The sequence below is a fragment of the Kribbella sp. NPDC051620 genome (assembly GCF_044453825.1).
GTDB lineage: Bacteria > Actinomycetota > Actinomycetes > Propionibacteriales > Kribbellaceae > Kribbella.
In genome coordinates this window covers 1,259,585-1,277,521 of record NZ_JBITDB010000001.1, presented here as the reverse complement: position 1 = coordinate 1,277,521, position 17,937 = coordinate 1,259,585, and the positions used below count along the sequence as shown (strand labels likewise).

Sequence of the window (17,937 nt, the reverse complement as noted above, 5' to 3'; positions counted from 1 at the left end):
GAAAGCAACCACTGCGCCGGACCCCACAGCCACCGGGCCACCTCGGAGCCAAGCGATCGTCGCCAAGGCCGCCGGCCGTTCGGGGCGGAACGACCCGCGGCTCGGCCCGACGCGGCTGCCCGGAGCCTGCCCGAGCGGTCCCACCCAACGCCGCCGGCGACATCGGCCCCAGCACCCACAACCCCGCGAGACCTCGATGCCACGCCTCTCCTGGGAGCCGGCCAGATGCCAGCCGGTAAGCCCGCGCAGCGGGCTGACGTGCGCCGGATGCCAGCCGGTAAGCGCCCCCAGCGAGCTGGCGTCCGCGGGATGGTCCGGTGCTGTCCTCTGCAGATTCCGGCGAAGCCAACCCATGGGGCCAGCCGGCCGAACCGCCTGCGCTTGCAAACTCGATCCAGCCGGCTTCGCGGGGTCGCTGGTGGACTAGGCGGTGGTTCCCGTCAGTGCCTGGAGGCGGCGGAGGGTTTCGGGGGCGCCGAGGGCCTTGGTGGTGGCGTGTAGGTCGGGGCTGCGGGTGGAGCCGGTGATGGCTACCCGGACCAGCTGGGAGGCCTCGCGGATCGAGCCTGGGTAGGCGTCCGGGTTCTTCTTGTACTCCTTGGCGTTCGGGGCGAAGCCCTGTTTCACCGCCAGGTCGCGGATCTGGGCGAACCAGGCTTGCGGGTCGTCCAGGTGCTCGTAGCCGGCGATCAGCTCCTCGGCGAATTCCTTGACGATGTCCGGCGCGACCTTCAGCGCGGCCAGGCGCTCGTCAGTGGGGCCGGTCAGCGGTTGGAAGAGTTCGGGGAAGAAGAAGCCGTACTCGGGGCGGAAGTTCGACCACTTCCGGAGGTCCTTGCGGGGGTTCTCGACGCCGTCACGCTCGACAGCCAGCGCTCGCAGGGCAAGCTCCGGTTCGTTGTCCAGGACGGTGACGAGCTCCGGGTCGTACTGGGTGGCCCACACCCGCACCGCGTCGAAGATCTGCGGGCCGGTCAGCGTCGCGATGTGGTCCGCGCTGATGTCTTCCAGCTTGACGAGGTCGACCAGCGGACCGGCGACACCGCACTGGTCGAGGTGGATCGGCGCCTGCAACGCCTCGGCCAGTGGGATCTCGGCCAGTCGCCCGTTCGCGAGTCCGCGGAGGTAGTACAGGACCGCCTCGGCCGGGAAGCCCTCGCCGATGTAGAAGTCGACGCCGGCCTCAGGGTCCTTGCGCTTGGACAGTTTCCGCTTGCCGCCGGGGATCTGCTTCATCAGCGGCGCGATGTGCGCGTACTCGATCGGCTCGAACTCCAGCGCCGCGAACAGCTGCTGGTGCAGCGGTACCGACGAGATCCACTCATCGCCGCGGATCACCAGGTTCACCCGCATCAGGTGATCGTCGACCGCATGGGCGAAGTGGTACGTCGGCAGCCGCAGCGACTGGTCCGACGACTTCAGGATCACCGCGTCGTTGCGGTTCGCCTCGTGCTCGAGCCGGCCGCGGATCGCGTCCACGAACGAGGCCCGCTGCCCGTCAGCGCCGTCCGGGGCGCGGAAGCGGACGACGTACGGCGCGCCTTCGGCGAGCTTGGCCTCGACGTCAGCCACCGGCGCGTCGCGCCAGATCGCCCACTTGCCGTAGTACCCGCTCGGAACCTTGGCCGCCTGCTGACGCTGAGTCGTCTCGGCGAGCTTGTCCTTCGTGGCGAAGCACAGGTACGCCTTGCCCTGCCGGAGCAGGTGACGTACGTAGCTCAGGTAGATCTGCTCCCGCTGCGACTGCAGGTACGGCCCGTAGGAACCGTGGCCCGCGTGCTCATCGGACTCGATGCCGAAGTACGCGAACCCGCGAGCGAACTGCTCCAGCGCGCCCTCGACCTCCCGCGACTGGTCGGTGTCCTCGACGCGGACCAGATACACCCCACCGGTGTTCGACGCGACATCCCGGTCGATCATCCCGACGTAGATGCCGCCGATGTGGATGAACCCGGTCGGCGACGGCCCGAGCCGCGTGACCTTCGCCCCCTCGGGCAGCTCGCGCGGTGGGAACTGCTCCTCCCAGTACGCCGGTTCCGGCAGGTCAGCAGGAAAAAGAGCATCGACATCCATGCCCGCAACCCTAGAGTGCATCAGGTGAATCTCTCCTATCTCGGTACGCCGACCGGGCCGATGACCCGGGTCCACGGCGGGTTCGCCAACCGGATGTACCGGCTCGACACCGACCAGGGATCGTTCGCGGTGAAGGAACTGAACCTCGCCGACCGTCGCTGGACGTACCGCGTCGAGGACGTCTTCAGGTTGGAGCGCGCTGCCTTCGCCGCCGGCATCCCGATGCCGGAACCGATCTCGGCCGACCAGCACACGCTCGTCCACCGGTGGGTCGACGGGGAGAAGATCCCCGAAGCGCCCGTACCGGAGGCGTACGCGTTCGAGATCGGTGAGATTCTCGCCCGCCTCCACGCGCTCGACGTCGAGTGGACCGAGGATTCAACTGAGGAACCCACGCCACAAGACTGGCCTGTACTCGCCCAGCGCGCGGCGCAAACCAACCAGCCGTGGGCCGAGGAGCTCGCCTCCCAGGTCGATACCTTCCTGGCAATCGCCCACTGCGTCGACACCTGCGAACGGCCAGGCCCCGTTGTCCTTACCCACAAGGACATCCAGCCCTGGAACCTGCTCGCCCGAAACGGCCGGCCTGTTGTACTCGACTGGGAGCTCTCCGGAATGCTCGACCTCTCCGGCGAACTCGGCTCGACCGCCCTGAGCATCGCGAAGGGCCCTGGCTTCGACACCGTCGACCCCGCCGTCTTCCACTCGGTCCTCGACGGCTATGCCGCAGCCGGCGGCACCCTTCCCCCACCAGGCCCAAGCTGGTTCGCCTACCTGATCGCCGGCTGGCTAGGCCACACCAGATGGAACATCCTCCGCTGCCTGACAGACGTCGAGGCAACCACCGGCCCAGACCTAGCCCTCTCCCAAGAGTCCGCCCTCAACGGCATCCAAGGCCTACCTGACCTGTATGCGCGCCTCCGAGACCTCGAGACGCTGCTCGCCTGACAGCCACCCCCCTCGACCACCCGGTGCCGGCACTAACTCCGGGGAGAAGGGCGTCGACGGGCTATGCCGCCCAGTACCGGGGACGAGGGCTGGTCGGATTCTGCTGGGCAGTACCACCGGGACGAAGGCTCCTGCGGGATCCGCCGTGCAGTACCCCGGGTCGGGAGTACCTTCCGGGGCTGTTCTCGCGGCGGGACGAGGTGCGACGGAGGAGCGCCTCGCCGGGGGTGGGGAGCACGGCGACGGAGGAGCCGCGCGTGGGCTTCAGACGACGGAGGAGCCGCCTGTGGGGGTCAGGCGAGGGAGACCAGGTCGGCGTAGTCGTTGGTCCAGAGGTCTTCTACGCCGTCGGGGAGGAGTAGGACTCGCTCGGGTTCGAGGGCTTCTACGGCGCCTTCGTCGTGGGTTACCAGGACGATGGCGCCTTGGTAGGCGCGGATTGCGTTGAGGACCTCGGTGCGGGAGGCGGGGTCGAGGTTGTTGGTGGGCTCGTCGAGGAGCAGGACGTTGGCGGCTGAGACGACGAGCGTGGCCAGCGCCAGCCGGGTTTTCTCGCCGCCGGACAGGACGCTGGCGGGCTTGTCGGCGTCGTCGCCACTGAAGAGGAAGGAGCCGAGGACCGAGCGGGCCTGGGTCTCGTTCAGGTCGGGGGCCGCGGACTTCATGTTCTCGATCACCGTGCGGTTCACGTCGAGCGTCTCGTGTTCCTGCGCGTAGTACCCGAGCTTGAGGCCGTGGCCGTCGATCACCTCGCCGGTGTCCATCTTCTCGATCCCGGACAGCACCCGGAGCAGGGTCGTCTTGCCCGCGCCGTTGAGGCCCAGTACGACGACGCGCGAGCCGCGGTCGATGGCCAGATCGACGTCGGTGAAGATCTCCAGCGAGCCGTACGACTTCGACAGCTCCTTGGCCATCAGCGGGGTCTTGCCGCACGGCGCCGGCGTCGGGAACGAGATCTTCGCGACGCGGTCCGACTGGCGCTCGTCCTCGAGCCCGGACATCAGCTTCTCGGCCCGCTTGAGCATCTGCTGCGCGGCGGTCGCCTTGGTCGCCTTGGCGCGCATCTTGTTCGCCTGGGCGATCAGCTGCGTGGCCTGCTTCTCGGCGTTGCCGCGCTCGCGCTTGCGGCGGCGCTCGTCGGTCTCGCGCTGCAGCAGGTACGCCTTCCAGCCGACGTTGTAGATGTCGATCTCGGCCCGGTTCGCGTCCAGGTGGAAGACCCGGGTGACGGTCTCCTCGAGCAGGTTCACGTCGTGGCTGATCATGATCACGCCACCGGGATAGTTCTTCAGGAAGTCACGCAGCCAGACGACGGAGTCGGCGTCCAGGTGGTTGGTGGGCTCGTCCAGCAACAGCGTCTCCGCCTGGGCGAACAGGATCCGGGCCAGCTCGACCCGGCGCCGCTGACCGCCCGACAGCGTTCCGAGTGGTTGCCCCAGCACCCGATCCGGCAGACCGAGGTTGGCCGCGATCCGGGCCGCTTCGGACTCCGCGGCGTACCCGCCGGCGGCGTGCAGGTCGGCCTCGGCGCGTTCGTACCGCCGCATGCCCTTCTCGCGGGTCTTGTCGTCGGCGCTGGCCATCGCCTTCTCCGCGTTGCGCATCCGCCGGACCACCTCGTCCAGCCCGCGCGCCGCCAGGATCCGGTCCCGGGCCAGCATCTCGAGGTCGCCGGTCCGCGGGTCCTGGGGCAGATAGCCGATCTCACCGGACGAGCTGACCGACCCGGACGCGGGCAGCCCCTCGCCGGCCAGGATCTTGGTCAGCGTGGTCTTACCGGCGCCGTTCCGCCCCACCAGCCCCACCTTGTCGCCTGGGCCGACGCGGAAAGAGGCAGGCGACAGCAGTTGCCTGGCCCCGACGCGTACCTCGAGGTTGGTGACAGTGATCATGGCGGCGCAGGTGTCCTCAGGTCGGGATGGAACGGGCTGGGTCGGCGGGCGGCAGCGGCAGGATGCGGGCAGGGCCGCAGCGACGCGTCACAAGGCAGCCTCTTGCAGCGACGAGGTCTTAGTGCCCTACGACCGAAGTTCTTCGGCGCTTCCGCCGCCCAGGCACGCACCTCGCGCCACTTGAGCACCATCCACGATGCTCCGCATCGAGGATGGTCCTCAAGCACCACGATGCACGCACCTGAACGTCGCAATCGATCGAACAACTTCGGTCGTAGGGCACTAGTGTATGTGCTGTGAAATTCAACCCTGACGCCGACTTGGACACCAGCGGCGTCGAAGACACCCGTGGCAGCGGTGGTGGAGGCGGCGGACTGCTTCCGGGCGGGATGGGAATCCCGGTCGGCGGCGGGATCGGCGGCGTCATCCTGCTGGTCGTCATCCTGCTCCTGAACGGCACCCTCGGCGGCGGAGGCGGCAGCGACCAGCCCGCGGCCAGGAACACGGCGGCCGGCAATCTCGGCTCGTGCAAGACCGGCAAGGACATCAGCCAGAACCCGGACTGCGCCTTCGTCGCGTACCAGAACTCGATCGAGGGGTTCTGGGCGGCCGAGCTCCCCCGCCGCGGCAAGAAGTACACCAAGGCGCCGATGCGGGTCTTCAGCAACTCGGTCAGCACCGGCTGTGGACCGGCGACGGCGGCCGTCGGGCCGTTCTACTGCCCGCCCGACAAGACCGTGTACCTGGAGCTGGGCTTCTTCAAGACGCTGGAGACCGATCTGGGCGCGAAGGGCGGCCCGTTCGCGGAGGCGTACGTGGTGGCTCACGAGTACGGCCACCACATCCAGGACCTGTACGGCATCCTCGACCGGATCAAGTCCCGCGAGGGCCCCGACTCCGACTCGGTCCGGTCCGAGCTCCAGGCGGACTGCCTGGCCGGTATCTGGACCAACCACGCGACGACCGTCCCGACCAAGAGCGGCAAGCCGTTGATCACCGAGCTGTCCCAGGACGACATCGAGCGTGGCCTCGACGCGGCCGCCTCGGTCGGCGACGACCGGATCCAGGAGAAGACGCAGGGCCAGGCCAACCCCGAGTCCTTCACCCACGGCACGGCGGCACAGCGGATGAAGTGGTTCCAGACCGGCCTCGACTCCGGCGACATGAACAGCTGCGACACCTGGTCGGCCAACCCGCTCTGACCCAGCGACAGCAAACCGCCCCCGGAAGGAGTTCCTCCCGGGGGCGGTTTCTTGCTTGCGGTTGCTTGTTCGAAGGCGCCGGTACTACGCGACTGCCGCGGGCCGGTGGTACCCCGGGAGCAGTTCGTCGACCAGAGCGTCCGTCTCGGCCTCAGGCCCACGCGGAGCGCCGTGCTTGGCCAGGGCGGCGTACATCTGGGCGGCGACGTTGCCGATATCTTCGGAGCTACCGAAGTGGGCGGCCAGTCGCAGCGTGGCTCGCCACAGGTCCTCCGAGGCCGGCGAGAAGCTCAGACCGGTCTGGAGGGCCGTACGGGCCAAGTTGCCGTCGTTGTGGCGGAGGCTGGCCTCTGCCAGACGCAGTGCCGCGTCGACGACCGACTCGGCCATCTTCCGCTCGACACCGGACGCCGCCAGCCACGAGTAGCGGCCCGCGGGCAGGTTCGACCACGACTGGCCGTGCACCAGGCTGAGGGCCGTCGACAGCGGACCACGCGGGTCCTCCATCATCGACGCCTGCTTGGCCAGCGTGCGGAAGACGTCCCAGTCGACCCGGACGACGCTGCGGTTCAGCAGCCAGCGGCCGGACTCGTCCGCGTACATGGCGTCCACACCGACCCAGTTGCGGGTGTGCTCAAGCGCCGCGTTGCGCAGCTCGTCGCTGATGCCCCGCGGCCAGATCGCACCGGCCAGCACGTTCGGGTGTACGCCGTAGTCCTGGCTGGCCAGGAACGCGACGATCTCCGTCGACAGCGCGATCCGGCCGGGGTCGATCGGGCCACGCGCGTCCACCTCGACCGGGCCGAGCAGGTCGATCTCGACCGGCGCGGGCTGGCTCAGATCGGTCGCGGCGAACTCGTACGCCGGCATGTCGAGATCCGCGCGCCGCTTGTCCAGCGCCTCGGCCTCGGCCACGCCGAACAGCGCGACCAGGTCCGCGAACTGCGACGGATTGATGCTGTGGGCATCGACCTCGAGCCCCAGCAGTCGGCAGACCGCCTGGTTCTTCTCGTCCACCACGAACCGCCACGGCGAGCTCATCACGTCACCGACGACGACCACAGCGACGCAGCGCTTCGGGTCCGAGGCCAGCTTCGCGAGCTTGGCCTCCTCCTCGGGCGACGGCGGCGCGGAGACGAAGATGATCTCCGCACCCCACAGCTGCGCGTCCGGGAAGGCCATCCGCGCGTCGGCGACCGAGTCGGCGTCCCGCCGGCCACAGGCCTGCACCTGAGCGTCGGTACGCCGGGTCACCTCGCGCAGCGCGTCGTCCAGGCTCACCCAGTAGCTCAACCGGCTCGGCGCCAGCGTCGACAGGTCGTCGCCGAAACCGACCATGCTGATGTGCGCGCCTTCGGACCACAGGTTCGTGGCCAGCTCGGCCGCCAGCGATCCGACGACGTCGCGAGAGGCGTTGGTGACGCCACCGAAGCTGACGATGCCGTCAGCGGTGTCGAGATCGACCAGGACGATCGCACCGTCGGCGTTGCTGCCGAGCGTCACGAGGGTCGGGTACGGGGCGGGCGCGTCTACGTCGCCCTGAGGTCCGTACGCACGGCGTAGTACCCAGCGAGTGCCGTCAGCAATGGCCTGCCACGGGCCAGGAGGCGCAGCCTGCGACTCCCCCGGCTCCAGTACCAGCGTCAGCGCCCGATCGGTCACCAGCGCGGCGACCACGGTCGGCATCACCCGGTTGTCGTTGGTCATCGCCGCGCCGAGCGCACGCAGCGCGTTGTCGACGAACCGAGCAGTCGGTACGTCGGACGCCAGCCGCAGCCCGATCTCGGTCTGCCGATGCCCGGCCGCCTTGGGACCAGGCCCCTGGGCCCAGCCGCGACGACGCTTCAGCGCGATGGCCAGACCAGCGGCGAGCAACGTCGCCCCGAGACCGTAGATCCCGGCCTGCTGGACGTCGAACCCGCCAGCCGCTTCGACCTTCGCGCCGTCCACGACCGGGTTGGCGGCCTCGGTGCCCGTCGTCTCGGTGCCCGTCGTCTCCGGCGTGGAGGCGTCAGGCTTGGTCGTCGTACCGGCGACGCCGATCGACGAACCGGCCTCCTCGTGCTCGAACCAGCGGCTGCCGACCGCGTTCCCGCCCTCTTCGGCGGTCCGCGTCTCGCTCGCCGGGTGCGCCTGGGTGGCCGGCCGCTCAGCGGGCTTGGCCACCGGCTTGGCGGCCGGCTTGCCAGCCGGAGTCGTGGTGGTGGTCTTGGCTGCCGGGTGGTGGTCCACGTTGACGAGCACGGTGTGCACGCCGGCGCCCTTGGCGTCAGCGGGCAGCCGCACCTGCCAGCCCGGCAGGATCAGATCCGGGTTGGTGAGGCGGCGGCCGTCCGGCTGCAGCTTGTTGTGGTTGAGGTCGTAGATCTCCTTGTACCGCCGGCCCTCACCCAGGTACCGCTCGGCGATGTCCCACAGGCAGTCGTAGTTGCGGCCCTGCGGCGGCCGGACCTCCGTGTACTTGACGACCTGACCGGTGTGGTCGCTGTTCGTCCGTACGCCGGTGTGCGTGTGCTTCACCGGCGCGACGCCGATCTGCACCGAGCTGCGTGGTTCGGTCTGCCGGAACGCCTCGACCGAGCTGTTGTCGTTGCTCTGGGCAACGCTCACCGAGGACGGGTTGCCGACCGACGTGGCCGTTACCGCGTTGGCGGCCGGCAGCGTGACGCTGGCGGCGCCCGCGATCAGCACCACACCCGCGATCAGCCGGCGGGCCAGCGTCTGCGAACCGCCGCCGAGCGGGACCCGCGGCGACAGGCCATGTCCGCGGATCTCTGCCACCGCCTCGGCGATCAGGCAGATCACGAAGTGCAGCCACGCCACCCAGATGAAGAAGGCGATGATGCCGATGATCGTCTTGGCGCTCAGCTCGTCGAACAGCACGTCGCGGCTGGGCATCCGGCTGGGCCACGGCTTGCCGAAGAAGGTCAGCAGCACATACGGAACACCGCCGACGATCGCGACGATCGCCAGCAGCGACGCCAGGCCCTTCAGCCGGTCGCCGGCCCCTCCGCCGGACCGCTGCGGCAGCCGTGCGTTGCGCACCGGCTCACTCGTCTTCACCATCGTCGCCCCTCCCTTACCCACCGATAGCCTGAACTTCCTGCACAGGCAGGCGCTGTACTGCGTGAATGTCGGCCGTGCCGATCGTGTGCCAGTCGGGTCCACCGGTCCAGTAGGCGACCGTCCAGGTGATCGTCAGCTTGACCGTGTACATCCCGTCGGGCTGGCTCGCGCTCGACTTCGTGTACTTGTGCGAGCAGGTGCTCATCTGGTGGAACGGGTCGGCGTGATCGTCGTACCCGTCGAAGCCGTCGTCCACCCGGCCGACGCCCATCGCGCAGGCGAACGGCTCGGTCCCGTCGCCGGGATCGACCACCATCGAGGTGACCAGACCCCGCATCGTCAGATTGTGCGTCCCGTCGTAGAACGCGCTGTCCAGCTCCGGGTCGTCCTGCTCGGTGTGGAAGATCATCGAGCTCTCGCGGGTCAGCGAGAAGTACGCCGGGATGTTCACCCTGGGCGTGTAGGTCGGCTTGACCTGCAGCGCCGGGTCCGGATAGGTGCTGTCGAAGGTCTCCCAGAACTGGTCCATGTAGTCCTCGTCGCGGCACTGGTCCCGGTCCTGCGGCGACACCGCGGTGATCGCCCGCTCCAGGTGCACCTTGGTGCCACCGTCGACGGTGTTGAGGTTGTAGTCCTCGATCGTCACCCGGAGCACCCAGCTCTTGCCCTCCGGCGGCTTGCCCGGGTCGATCCCCTTCGGGATCGGGAAGTCGCGGCACGGGATGAAGATGTGGTTGCCGAGCTTCTCCTTCCAGGTCGGCACCGAACCACCACCGAAGTACGCCTGGCCCGAGCTGCAGTAGGCGCCGAAGCCGATGGAGTTCACATACATCGCGCAGACCCGGTCACCCTGGGTGATGGTGTCGGCGGAGGCGGTCGAGGCCGGATAGACCAGCAGCAGTGCGAGCACTGTGGTCAGGGCGATCAGCCCTCGGCTCACTCGGTTGCGCATCCTCACTCCAGAGTCTCGGTCGGCTACCCGCAGGTTATCTACAGCCAGGGGCATCATGCCCGGTGAATTGTGTCTGGTCACGCCGTTCCGGGAAACGATTGTATTTCGGACTAGGCCGGAAAGCGTACTTTTGAACAATTACTCAGGTTCGCCGGACCCATCTGGTACGGCAGCCAGCCGAGCCCGGTTCGGATCATGTCGATCGATCGCGCGACGCCCTTCGGAGCGGCCACCACCCAGCGCTTCGTCTTCGGGTTCCAGAACTGGGTGGTCTGGGACTGGCAGAGCTTGACCCGGACCACGTCGAGCGGCTGCGACGCGGTGCCCATCACCACGACGCTGGCCGGCGGCTTCATCACCCAGCCGTTCCGTTTCGCCTCCGCGATGTCCTGCGAGGTGTCGACGTAGAAATACGCCGGGAAATTGTTCTTGATGATGTCGACGTCGCGGGCGACCAGAGCGCTGAAATAGAGCGGGTAGCTCTTCACGAGGCCTTGGACGGCGGGAAGGGCGGCGAAGTTCCCGGGGATCACAGTCACTTGGTTCGCGGCCGGGGGTGCGGTGACGGTGGACGGCGGGGCGGAAGTCTTGCCGGTGGGGGCCGACGTGGGGTCGGCGGACGGGGTACCACTCAGGGTGACCGTTGGGCGGGAATCGCCGCCGCCGTCGCCGATGGGTTCGGGCATGCCGCCGTCGTCTTTGCTGCCGCCGCAGGCGGACAGCAGCAGGGTTGCGGCCAGCAGGACGGCTGGGATGCCGGCACGTCGCACGACTCGGGCTCCTCGAGGGTCGGTCATCAGTTGGCTCCCGGGGGCAGGGAGTTCTGCGGTACTCCGGCAGGCGCGGGCACTTCGGCAGGCGCGGGGATTCCGGCGGGCGCGCCGCCGCCCGGCTTGGTCGTCTTCTTGGTCGGCGTGGGATTCGTCTTCTGGGTGTCGGTCGGATCCGGCCTGGTGGGCCCCGACGTCGGCGGGGTGCTGGTGCCGGGTGTCGACGGGGTGCCGCTCGGGGTGCAGCTGGCCGGCATCGGGAACGGGAGGGTCCAGATCGGGGTCGGCGAGCCTACGTACCAGGGGGACGGGCACGGGAGGTCGAGAGTGGGCGGGACGGCGGTCAGGGTGACCGGGATCTGGCCCGGGCCGTCGGTGCGGCCGCTGACGACGATCGGGGGGATCTTCGGGCTGTCGTCGGCCTTGTTGACACCTTGTTCGGCGTGCGCCTCGCCGGTGCCGGTGGCGTCGAGGTGGCTGATGCCGACCATGCCGAGGAACGTCGTCTGGTTGCCGATGACGACCTGGACCTTGAGGCCGTCGTCGGTCAGCTCGGTGGCGCCGCAGCTCTGGACGGCCTTGTCGTTCGACGAGACCTCGGAGCAGAACGCGGCGACGGCGGCGCCGGCCTTGGTGGTGTCGATCTTGGCTTCGATGGTGTTCAGCTGGATGGTGGCCGCGCCGACCCGGGCCGCCTCCTGGGCGTACCCGACCGCGCGCGACTTGGCGCCGAGCTGCCGGCCGCCGTCGATCACCAGGCCGGCCAGCGTGAAGATCATCACCGCGAGAATCGCGACAGCCGGACTGAGCGCACCCCGCTGGTTGCCGGGGGCATCTATCCGCACGAACGCGGCAAGACGAGCCCACGCGCCGGTACGCCGAGGTGCGGGGACGGCAGGCGACGGGGAGGACGCGTCGGGCGCCGCCGGGTCAGGGTGTGTTGCCATCGCGGACGCCTCGGTAGGGGTCGATGGAGGAACTGAACCGCTTGGTGATGGTGGTGTCGCCACCGATGCCGAGCAGGCCGAGGTCGCGGTAGTTGATCGTGCAGGTCACCTCGACCGACAAGGTCGCCCCGGCCGCGAACGCGCTGGTGATGGTCCCGCCGGCGCTGTCCTTGCAGGACTTCACCGCCTGATCCATGGTCCGCGTCACCGCGGAGTCCACCTGCGTCTGAGCATCCCCCAACGACCGGGTCTGACTGGCCGACCGGGCCCCGTCCCGCGCCGCGTTCTCCAGCAACGAAGAAGTCTGGAAGTACCTTCCACAAGCCAGCAAGAACATGAACAAAATCAGCAGCAACGGCGCCAGAATCACCATCTCCAACGCCATGGTCCCGCGCTCACCGCGGCGAACGCGGGAGGCGGGGGCACAGCAGGGGCGGGTGGGTGTCATGCCTCGCTCATTTGTCGGCTTGGAATTGTTCGATGGGGCCGGTGGCGGTGCGGGTGACCTTGAGTTTGAGGCCGGGGACCAGGGAGATGGTCTCGCCGGTGACGGTGAAGGAGACCATTCCTTCGGGGGTGTTGTAGGCGGGCGGCTCGACGACGGCGTCGCCGAGGGTGTTGCCGCCCAGCTGCTGGGCGTAGGCCTCGATGTCGCCGCGGACCTTCTCGCCGATCGCGCTGGTGTACAGCGGTGGCTGGACGAGCCTCAGGCGGGAGACGCCTTCCTGCGCCGCATTCAGCGCGACCGACCGGCCGTACAGCCACAGCGCGGTCTGGATCGAGATGAAGATCAGCGCCAGGATCGACGGCGCCAGGATGGCCAGCTCGAGCGAGGAAGCACCCCGCTCGGACCGCCTCCGCGCACTTCGTTCCCCACGACGAGGTGACCGCGACAACGCCTCAGCCGTTCTGGATCTCGCCCGTGCGCCTGTCGATCACGCCCCGGACCACTAGGCCGATGGCCAGCGCCGCGGCGACCAGGATCGCCGAGATGATCGCCCACTCCAGCGCCGAGGCGCCGAGCTCGTCGCGACGGCGGGTGCCACGGGCCTTGGCGGCCGCGCCGCGGGCTCGCTGGGTGTGGGCCCGCGCCAGCGCGTAGCCGACCATCGCGCGCACGAACTGCGTTTCCACGTTCATCTGGTTGACCCTCCGAAACTCGTTACTTCAGTCCTGAGCCCGATTGCGAGCCTCAGTATGCCCTGTAGGACGGACCCAAATGCCCGATGGATCCCTGTTCCCGGTGACCACCATCACTAACTGCCCAGGATCGCGGCACCGGCCGGGTAGCCGAGGAACAGCATGAACGCCGCGCACATCACCAACTGCGCGACGAGCATCGACTGCGACCGCTCGCCTGCCTTGCCTTCGACGTCCGCGAGCTCCTTGCGCCGCAGCGACGCCGCCCGGGCCAGCAGCGAGGCCCGGATCTTCGCGCCCTCGTCACCGGCCAGCGCCAGCGCGGATGCCAGGTCGCGCAACTCCTCGACCCCGAGGTCCTCGCCCAGCCGCGCCATCGCGTCCCACGGCGTGATGCCGATCAACCGCGCGTTGGCCAGCGCCTGCCGGATCCGGGCCATCGCCCAGTGGTCGCCGATCGTGGAGGCCGTCATCAGCGCCTCCGGCAGACCACGGCCGCCGGCCAGGTTCATCGCGACCAGGTCCAGGAAGCTGCCCACCACATGCCGGAAGTCGCGCCGCCGCGCCTCCGCCTCCTGCCGCAACGCCAAGTCGGGCAGGAAGAACGCGAACGTCATCGCCGCCAGCGTCACGATGGCCGGCGCAGCACCCGGCGCGCCGAACCCCAGCATCGCGAACAGGAACAGCACGAACGGGATGAAGATCAACGCGCCCAGCGCGAAGAACACCTTGGTCGCGAGCATCGCCGCGAACGGCTGGTTCATCACCGCTAGGTCGCGGCGCAACCGCCCGAAGGTCCAGCCCCGCGCATTCGCCTCGGCCTCGAGCCGCTGGCCGAGTGTCTCGCGGGCCCGGTCGACCCCACCGAGCACCCGCTCCCCCGCCGCGCTCGCGGTCGCCGCGCTGACGTACCCCGAGCGGCCGGCGTCGATCCGCGCGATCGTCGACAGCACGTTGGCCCGCGGCCGGATGAGCATCCGGATCAGCAGGTAGACACCGAGTCCGACCATCGCTCCCGTGATGAAGGCGCCGGTCATCCGCCCACCACCTCCATCCGCTCGTCGCCACTGCGGGCCGCCCGCCGGTCGTCACTGCGGATCAGGAACCGATCCGGTACTTCGATCTTCGCCAGCTTGCGCAGCCAGACCAGCCCCACGGCGTACAGGGCGATCACGATGAACAGCACGAACTGGCCGATGAAACTCGTGTACGGCGAGACGTACGTCGGGTTGAACAGGATCAGCGCGGCCGCCACCAGCAGCGTGATCGCCACGACGACCTGCACGCTCCGCCTGGTCGAACGCCGCTCGGCCGCGACCTTGCGGCGTACGTCGAGCTCCTCGCGGGCCGAGTCGGCCAAGGCGCTCAGCACCTCGCGCAGACCGGGTCCGCGCAGTCGCGCGTTCAGCACCAGCGCGGCCACGATCAGGTCCGCCGACGGGTCGTCCAGGTCGTCCGCGAACCGCATCAGTGCCGAGGGCAACGGTTCGCGGATGCGCAGCCGGTCGACCAGCAGGTTCAGCCCGGGCTTGATCGCGGGGGCCGCGTTGATCGCAGTGGCCGGGATCGCCTGCTCCAGGCCGACCGCACCGGCGATCGTGTCGCGCAGGGCCTCCGTCCAGGTGGCCAGCGCCTCCAGTCGCTCGATCGCGCGCCGCTCTTCCCCGGTACCGCCGAAGAAGCGGTCGGCAAGCGCTGCGAGTAGGCCGAGGGCGGCGGCCAGCACCAGCCAGCGAGTGACGACGAGGACGATCAGGCCGACTCCGAGGCCGGTACCGAGCCGGATCAGTTGCTTGCGGCCCTCAACGCTGCCGCCGCGCTTGAACAGCGACGGGGTCGACTCGCGCGGCGTCGTACCGCGGATCGCGACGATCAGCAGCAGGATCGCGCCACCGACGACGGCACCGCAGAGAAGGGACAGCAGAGTGTCTGTGCTCATCAGGCCCACCGACCGTGCACGAGCGGCTGGTAGCCGTAGTGCTCTAGCTCGTCCATACAAGCGATCGGCGCGTGCGCCGCGGCCCGGCCGTCGGGGCCTGGGGCGAACACCTCGCCGGACAGCACCCGGCCGTCCCAGCCGGTCACCTCGCGGATGCTCTCGATGTAGCGGCTCATCGTGCCGCCGTGCTGGTAGTCGTTGTGCTTGCGGACGAACACGACGAAGTCGAGCGCTCCCGAGATCAGCATCTGGGTCGCCTCCATCGGCAGCCGCTCGGTCGCCTGGATCGCGTAGGTGCTGATTCGGTTGAACACCTCCATCGAGCTGTTCGAGTGGATCGTCGACAGCGAGCCGTCGTTGCCCTGGCTCATCGCGTTCAGCATCGTCACGATCTCGTCGCCGAGCACCTCACCGACGATCACCCGGCTCGGGTTCATGCGGAGTGAGCGGCGGACCAGGTCGGCCATGCTGACCTCGCCGACACCCTCGGAGTTCGGCAGCCGCTCCTCGAACGCGACCACGTTCGGGTGCAGGTCCTTGAACTCCCCCAGCCCCAGTTCGAGCGAGCGCTCGACGGTGATGAGTCGCTCGTGCGGCTGGATCTCGTTGGCCAGCGCACGCAGCAGCGTCGTCTTGCCGGAGTTGGTGGCGCCCGCGATCATCACGTTCTTGCGCGCGGCCACCGCGGCCCGCAGGAACGAGGCGATGTCGGCGGACATGGTGCCGTTGGCCACCAGATCCTGCAGGAACACCTTGCCGAGCCGGGACCGCCGGATCGAGACCGACGGCCGCGCCGTCACGCCCATCACGGCCGACAACCGGGAACCGTCGGGCAGCCGCAGATCGAGCTGCGGGTTGGCCGAGTCGAACGGACGGCTCGTCAGGCCCGCGTGCGCTGCGAGCACCTGGATCAGCTCGACCAGCTCGTCATCGCTGTCGGCCACCGGTCCGGGCCGCTCCTCGCGTCCGTCGCCGTACTGGATGAAGACCTGGTCGCACCCGTTGATGTCGATGTTCTCGACCTCGGGGTCGTCGATCAGCGGCTGCAGCCGACCGACCCCGAACAGGGAGGCGTGGATGGCGCCGGCGATCTGCGCGTCGTCGTCCGGGGTGGGCGGCGTGCGGCCCTCAGCCAGCTCGTACCGGGCGTGGTCCTCGAGCACCTGCACGATCAGCGAACGGGCGTACTCCCGCTCGTCCTCGGCGCTCATCGGCGGTACGCCGTTCACCTGGTCGCGCCGGCGCTGCTCGTTCAGCCGCTCGGCGACCTGGACCCGGAGTTTGCGGACGAGCTCCTGATCCGTGCTCATCTACCCTCCCAGGCGCCGTCGGGTGGGAAGGCCGCCTGGGCCATGTCGAAGTCGTGCTGGGTCGGCCGGTTGACCACGGCCGCCATCTCGGCCGCGATCTCCGCGGCGGTCCGGATCAGCGGCGTACGGTCCAGCCGGCCGTGTCCGCGGCCCTCGAAGAACGCGGCGCCGACCGGGTCGTAGGCGAGGTGCCAGCGGTGCTCCAGCGGCACGGACATCGCGTCCAGCACCGACCAGACCTGCTTGACGCCGTCGCGCTTCTTCGGGTCGGCGACCACGATGACGCCCAGCTTCGCGTCCACGTGGTGCACGAGCGACGACAGCCGCTCCCGCAGGTGCGCGACGGACGAGCCGGTCGCGGTACAGACGAGAACGACCAGCCGAGCCGCCTGTACTACGGGAAGCTGCGGCGAAGCAGGCCCGATCCGCCCGCAGTCCGCGATCACGTCAGCGCTGAACATCTGGTTGAAGGTGATACCCAGCGGCTCCCACAGCCCGCCCATGCCACCGATCTGCTCGGGCGTGCGGACCCCGATCATCACGTCCAGCCCACCGTCGAGCTGCTGGCTGTGGGCCATGATGACGTCGTCGTCCAGCCCCTTGCGGCCGGCGGCGGCCAGGCTGACCAGCCCCCGGTCGGAGTTGAGCGGCTGGCCGCCGGGCGCCGTCATCCGGATCGCCACGTCGCTGCCGGCCGGGTCGCACTCGGCCAGCAGCACCGGCCGCGGCCACAGCGCGCCGAGCACCAGGCTGGTCGTGGTGACTCCGGGCGAGCCCTTCGCGCTCGCCAAGGCGACGAGTGCCATCAGTTGTCCCCGTCGTACGCTGCGACCTCGGGCTTGGTGTTGGACGGCAGCTTGACCAGCACCAGCGTCTTGGACGCGGCGGCTCCGGCGACGGCGGTGGACTGCGCGGCCGGTACCACGACGGTGACGTTCAGCGTGGTGTTCGCGTTGGTCTTGTCGTCGGTGATCTTGCCCGCGCTGCTCGTCACCTCGGCGGCCTTGACCAGGATCGAGGAGACGCCACCGGCCGCGTTGGCGGCGGGGATCTGGACCACCTGGACGATGTCGCCCTCCGCCAGACCCGACGACGGCGCCCGGCCGGCCTCGAGGCTGACGCCGACGGCGACGCCACCGGCGGCGATCTGCTTGTCGGTGAAGTTCTTGTCGGTGACGTACTGGCCCGGGTACAGCCAACTCTTCGAATACCTGCCCTTGACCCGCTTCTCCCACTGATCGGACGGGATCAGGGCAGCGGTCTTGCCTGCCAGGTCGCCTCTGGCCAGGTCGTCTTTGGTCATCTTGTGGCCCGGGCTGATCGGATCGGCGCCGATCGCGACGTAGTCGGTCCGGTCGCCGCTGCGGAGCGCGATCAGGGCCGACCCGGCGGCGCCGAGCAGGATCAGGATCACCGCCAGCGCGGCGAGCGCGGGACGGCGCTCGCGGCCGGAGGGAAGTCGGTTCGAGCCACCGGCCGGTGCCTTGGAAGCGCGGGCGCCAGGGGCGGGGGGACGCGTGGAGGACGAGAAACTCACGCGCCTACCGTAATGGTCGGGCAGGACCATCCGAACCGAATGGTCCCGCCGTTACCTCTTCGGTGCCCTGACCGCGACCCTGATCCGGGTACAGCCGGTACTCAGTGCCATCGATCGGTAGCCGGATTGAAATCTTTTGCCGGTTGCCCGAGGGAACCCAG

The 17,937-nt window shown here is 69.2% G+C and carries 16 protein-coding genes; 2 read left to right on the top strand and 14 right to left on the bottom strand.

The features are described from left to right. Window positions 1-423: 423 nt before the first annotated feature. A complete protein-coding gene (locus ACIA12_RS05575; protein WP_396365601.1) occupies window positions 424-2,073 on the bottom strand; it encodes a glutamate--tRNA ligase in 1,650 nt (549 codons plus the stop codon). A 24-nt stretch (window positions 2,074-2,097) separates the two neighbouring features. Here ACIA12_RS05575 and ACIA12_RS05570 point away from each other — a divergent pair, with 24 nt between their 5' ends. Next, window positions 2,098-3,021 (top strand): phosphotransferase family protein, encoded by a 924-nt coding sequence (locus ACIA12_RS05570; protein ID WP_396365600.1) that lies wholly within the window; start codon window positions 2,098-2,100, stop codon window positions 3,019-3,021. 293 nt (window positions 3,022-3,314) lie between these two features. On the opposite strand, the gene ACIA12_RS05565 is transcribed toward ACIA12_RS05570, so the two are convergent. Then, window positions 3,315-4,913, bottom strand: a complete 1,599-nt coding sequence (locus tag ACIA12_RS05565; RefSeq protein ID WP_396365599.1) for an ABC-F family ATP-binding cassette domain-containing protein — start codon at window positions 4,911-4,913, stop codon at window positions 3,315-3,317. Window positions 4,914-5,209: 296 nt separating this feature from the next. Here ACIA12_RS05565 and ACIA12_RS05560 point away from each other — a divergent pair, with 296 nt between their 5' ends. Next, entirely contained in the window at window positions 5,210-6,115 is a 906-nt protein-coding gene (locus ACIA12_RS05560; protein WP_396365598.1) for a neutral zinc metallopeptidase, read from the top strand. Between the two features lie 84 nt (window positions 6,116-6,199). On the opposite strand, the gene ACIA12_RS05555 is transcribed toward ACIA12_RS05560, so the two are convergent. The 12 genes from ACIA12_RS05555 to ACIA12_RS05500 form a co-directional block, all read right to left on the bottom strand. Next, window positions 6,200-9,181, bottom strand: a complete 2,982-nt coding sequence (locus ACIA12_RS05555; protein ID WP_396365597.1) for a hypothetical protein — start codon at window positions 9,179-9,181, stop codon at window positions 6,200-6,202. A 13-nt stretch (window positions 9,182-9,194) separates the two neighbouring features. Beyond that, on the bottom strand, window positions 9,195-10,133 hold the full coding sequence (locus ACIA12_RS05550; protein WP_396365596.1) for a hypothetical protein: 939 nt from the start codon (window positions 10,131-10,133) through the stop codon (window positions 9,195-9,197). Between the two features lie 110 nt (window positions 10,134-10,243). Beyond that, a complete protein-coding gene (locus tag ACIA12_RS05545; protein ID WP_396365595.1) occupies window positions 10,244-10,930 on the bottom strand; it encodes a hypothetical protein in 687 nt (228 codons plus the stop codon). Further along, complete coding sequence (locus ACIA12_RS05540) at window positions 10,930-11,850, bottom strand: TadE/TadG family type IV pilus assembly protein (RefSeq protein ID WP_396365594.1); 921 nt, start codon at window positions 11,848-11,850, stop codon at window positions 10,930-10,932. Before ACIA12_RS05540 ends, ACIA12_RS05545 begins: the two co-directional genes overlap by 1 nt. Then, on the bottom strand, window positions 11,834-12,235 hold the full coding sequence (locus ACIA12_RS05535) for a TadE/TadG family type IV pilus assembly protein (protein WP_396365593.1): 402 nt from the start codon (window positions 12,233-12,235) through the stop codon (window positions 11,834-11,836). The genes ACIA12_RS05540 and ACIA12_RS05535 overlap by 17 nt, the downstream gene beginning before the upstream one ends. A 70-nt stretch (window positions 12,236-12,305) precedes the next feature. After that, window positions 12,306-12,746 (bottom strand): TadE family protein, encoded by a 441-nt coding sequence (locus tag ACIA12_RS05530; protein WP_396365592.1) that lies wholly within the window; start codon window positions 12,744-12,746, stop codon window positions 12,306-12,308. A gap of 4 nt (window positions 12,747-12,750) precedes the next feature. Beyond that, entirely contained in the window at window positions 12,751-12,990 is a 240-nt protein-coding gene (locus ACIA12_RS05525) for a hypothetical protein (RefSeq protein WP_396365591.1), read from the bottom strand. A gap of 116 nt (window positions 12,991-13,106) precedes the next feature. Continuing rightward, window positions 13,107-14,027 (bottom strand): type II secretion system F family protein, encoded by a 921-nt coding sequence (locus tag ACIA12_RS05520; protein WP_396365590.1) that lies wholly within the window; start codon window positions 14,025-14,027, stop codon window positions 13,107-13,109. Beyond that, entirely contained in the window at window positions 14,024-14,929 is a 906-nt protein-coding gene (locus ACIA12_RS05515) for a type II secretion system F family protein (RefSeq protein WP_396365589.1), read from the bottom strand. The genes ACIA12_RS05520 and ACIA12_RS05515 overlap by 4 nt, the downstream gene beginning before the upstream one ends. After that, window positions 14,929-16,239, bottom strand: coding sequence for a CpaF family protein (locus tag ACIA12_RS05510; protein WP_396365588.1), 1,311 nt, complete (start codon window positions 16,237-16,239; stop codon window positions 14,929-14,931). The genes ACIA12_RS05515 and ACIA12_RS05510 overlap by 1 nt, the downstream gene beginning before the upstream one ends. After that, window positions 16,236-17,045, bottom strand: coding sequence for a hypothetical protein (locus ACIA12_RS05505; RefSeq protein WP_396365587.1), 810 nt, complete (start codon window positions 17,043-17,045; stop codon window positions 16,236-16,238). Before ACIA12_RS05505 ends, ACIA12_RS05510 begins: the two co-directional genes overlap by 4 nt. Beyond that, a complete protein-coding gene (locus ACIA12_RS05500; protein ID WP_396365586.1) occupies window positions 17,045-17,776 on the bottom strand; it encodes a hypothetical protein in 732 nt (243 codons plus the stop codon). Before ACIA12_RS05500 ends, ACIA12_RS05505 begins: the two co-directional genes overlap by 1 nt. Window positions 17,777-17,937 lie beyond the last annotated feature (161 nt).

Bases quoted from the DNA above. Each gene is read 5' to 3' on its own strand.
- ACIA12_RS05565 (WP_396365599.1), bottom strand. From the start codon at position 4,913: ATGATCACTGTCACCAACCTCGAGGTACGCGTCGGGGCCAGGCAACTG.
- ACIA12_RS05575 (WP_396365601.1), bottom strand. From the start codon at position 2,073: ATGGATGTCGATGCTCTTTTTCCTGCTGACCTGCCGGAACCGGCGTAC.
- ACIA12_RS05515 (WP_396365589.1), bottom strand. From the start codon at position 14,929: ATGAGCACAGACACTCTGCTGTCCCTTCTCTGCGGTGCCGTCGTCGGT.
- ACIA12_RS05550 (WP_396365596.1), bottom strand. From the start codon at position 10,133: ATGCGCAACCGAGTGAGCCGAGGGCTGATCGCCCTGACCACAGTGCTC.
- ACIA12_RS05535 (WP_396365593.1), bottom strand. From the start codon at position 12,235: ATGGCGTTGGAGATGGTGATTCTGGCGCCGTTGCTGCTGATTTTGTTC.
- ACIA12_RS05505 (WP_396365587.1), bottom strand. From the start codon at position 17,045: ATGGCACTCGTCGCCTTGGCGAGCGCGAAGGGCTCGCCCGGAGTCACC.
- ACIA12_RS05555 (WP_396365597.1), bottom strand. From the start codon at position 9,181: ATGGTGAAGACGAGTGAGCCGGTGCGCAACGCACGGCTGCCGCAGCGG.
- ACIA12_RS05545 (WP_396365595.1), bottom strand. From the start codon at position 10,930: ATGACCGACCCTCGAGGAGCCCGAGTCGTGCGACGTGCCGGCATCCCA.
- ACIA12_RS05510 (WP_396365588.1), bottom strand. From the start codon at position 16,239: ATGAGCACGGATCAGGAGCTCGTCCGCAAACTCCGGGTCCAGGTCGCC.
- ACIA12_RS05520 (WP_396365590.1), bottom strand. From the start codon at position 14,027: ATGACCGGCGCCTTCATCACGGGAGCGATGGTCGGACTCGGTGTCTAC.
- ACIA12_RS05540 (WP_396365594.1), bottom strand. From the start codon at position 11,850: ATGGCAACACACCCTGACCCGGCGGCGCCCGACGCGTCCTCCCCGTCG.
- ACIA12_RS05525 (WP_396365591.1), bottom strand. From the start codon at position 12,990: ATGAACGTGGAAACGCAGTTCGTGCGCGCGATGGTCGGCTACGCGCTG.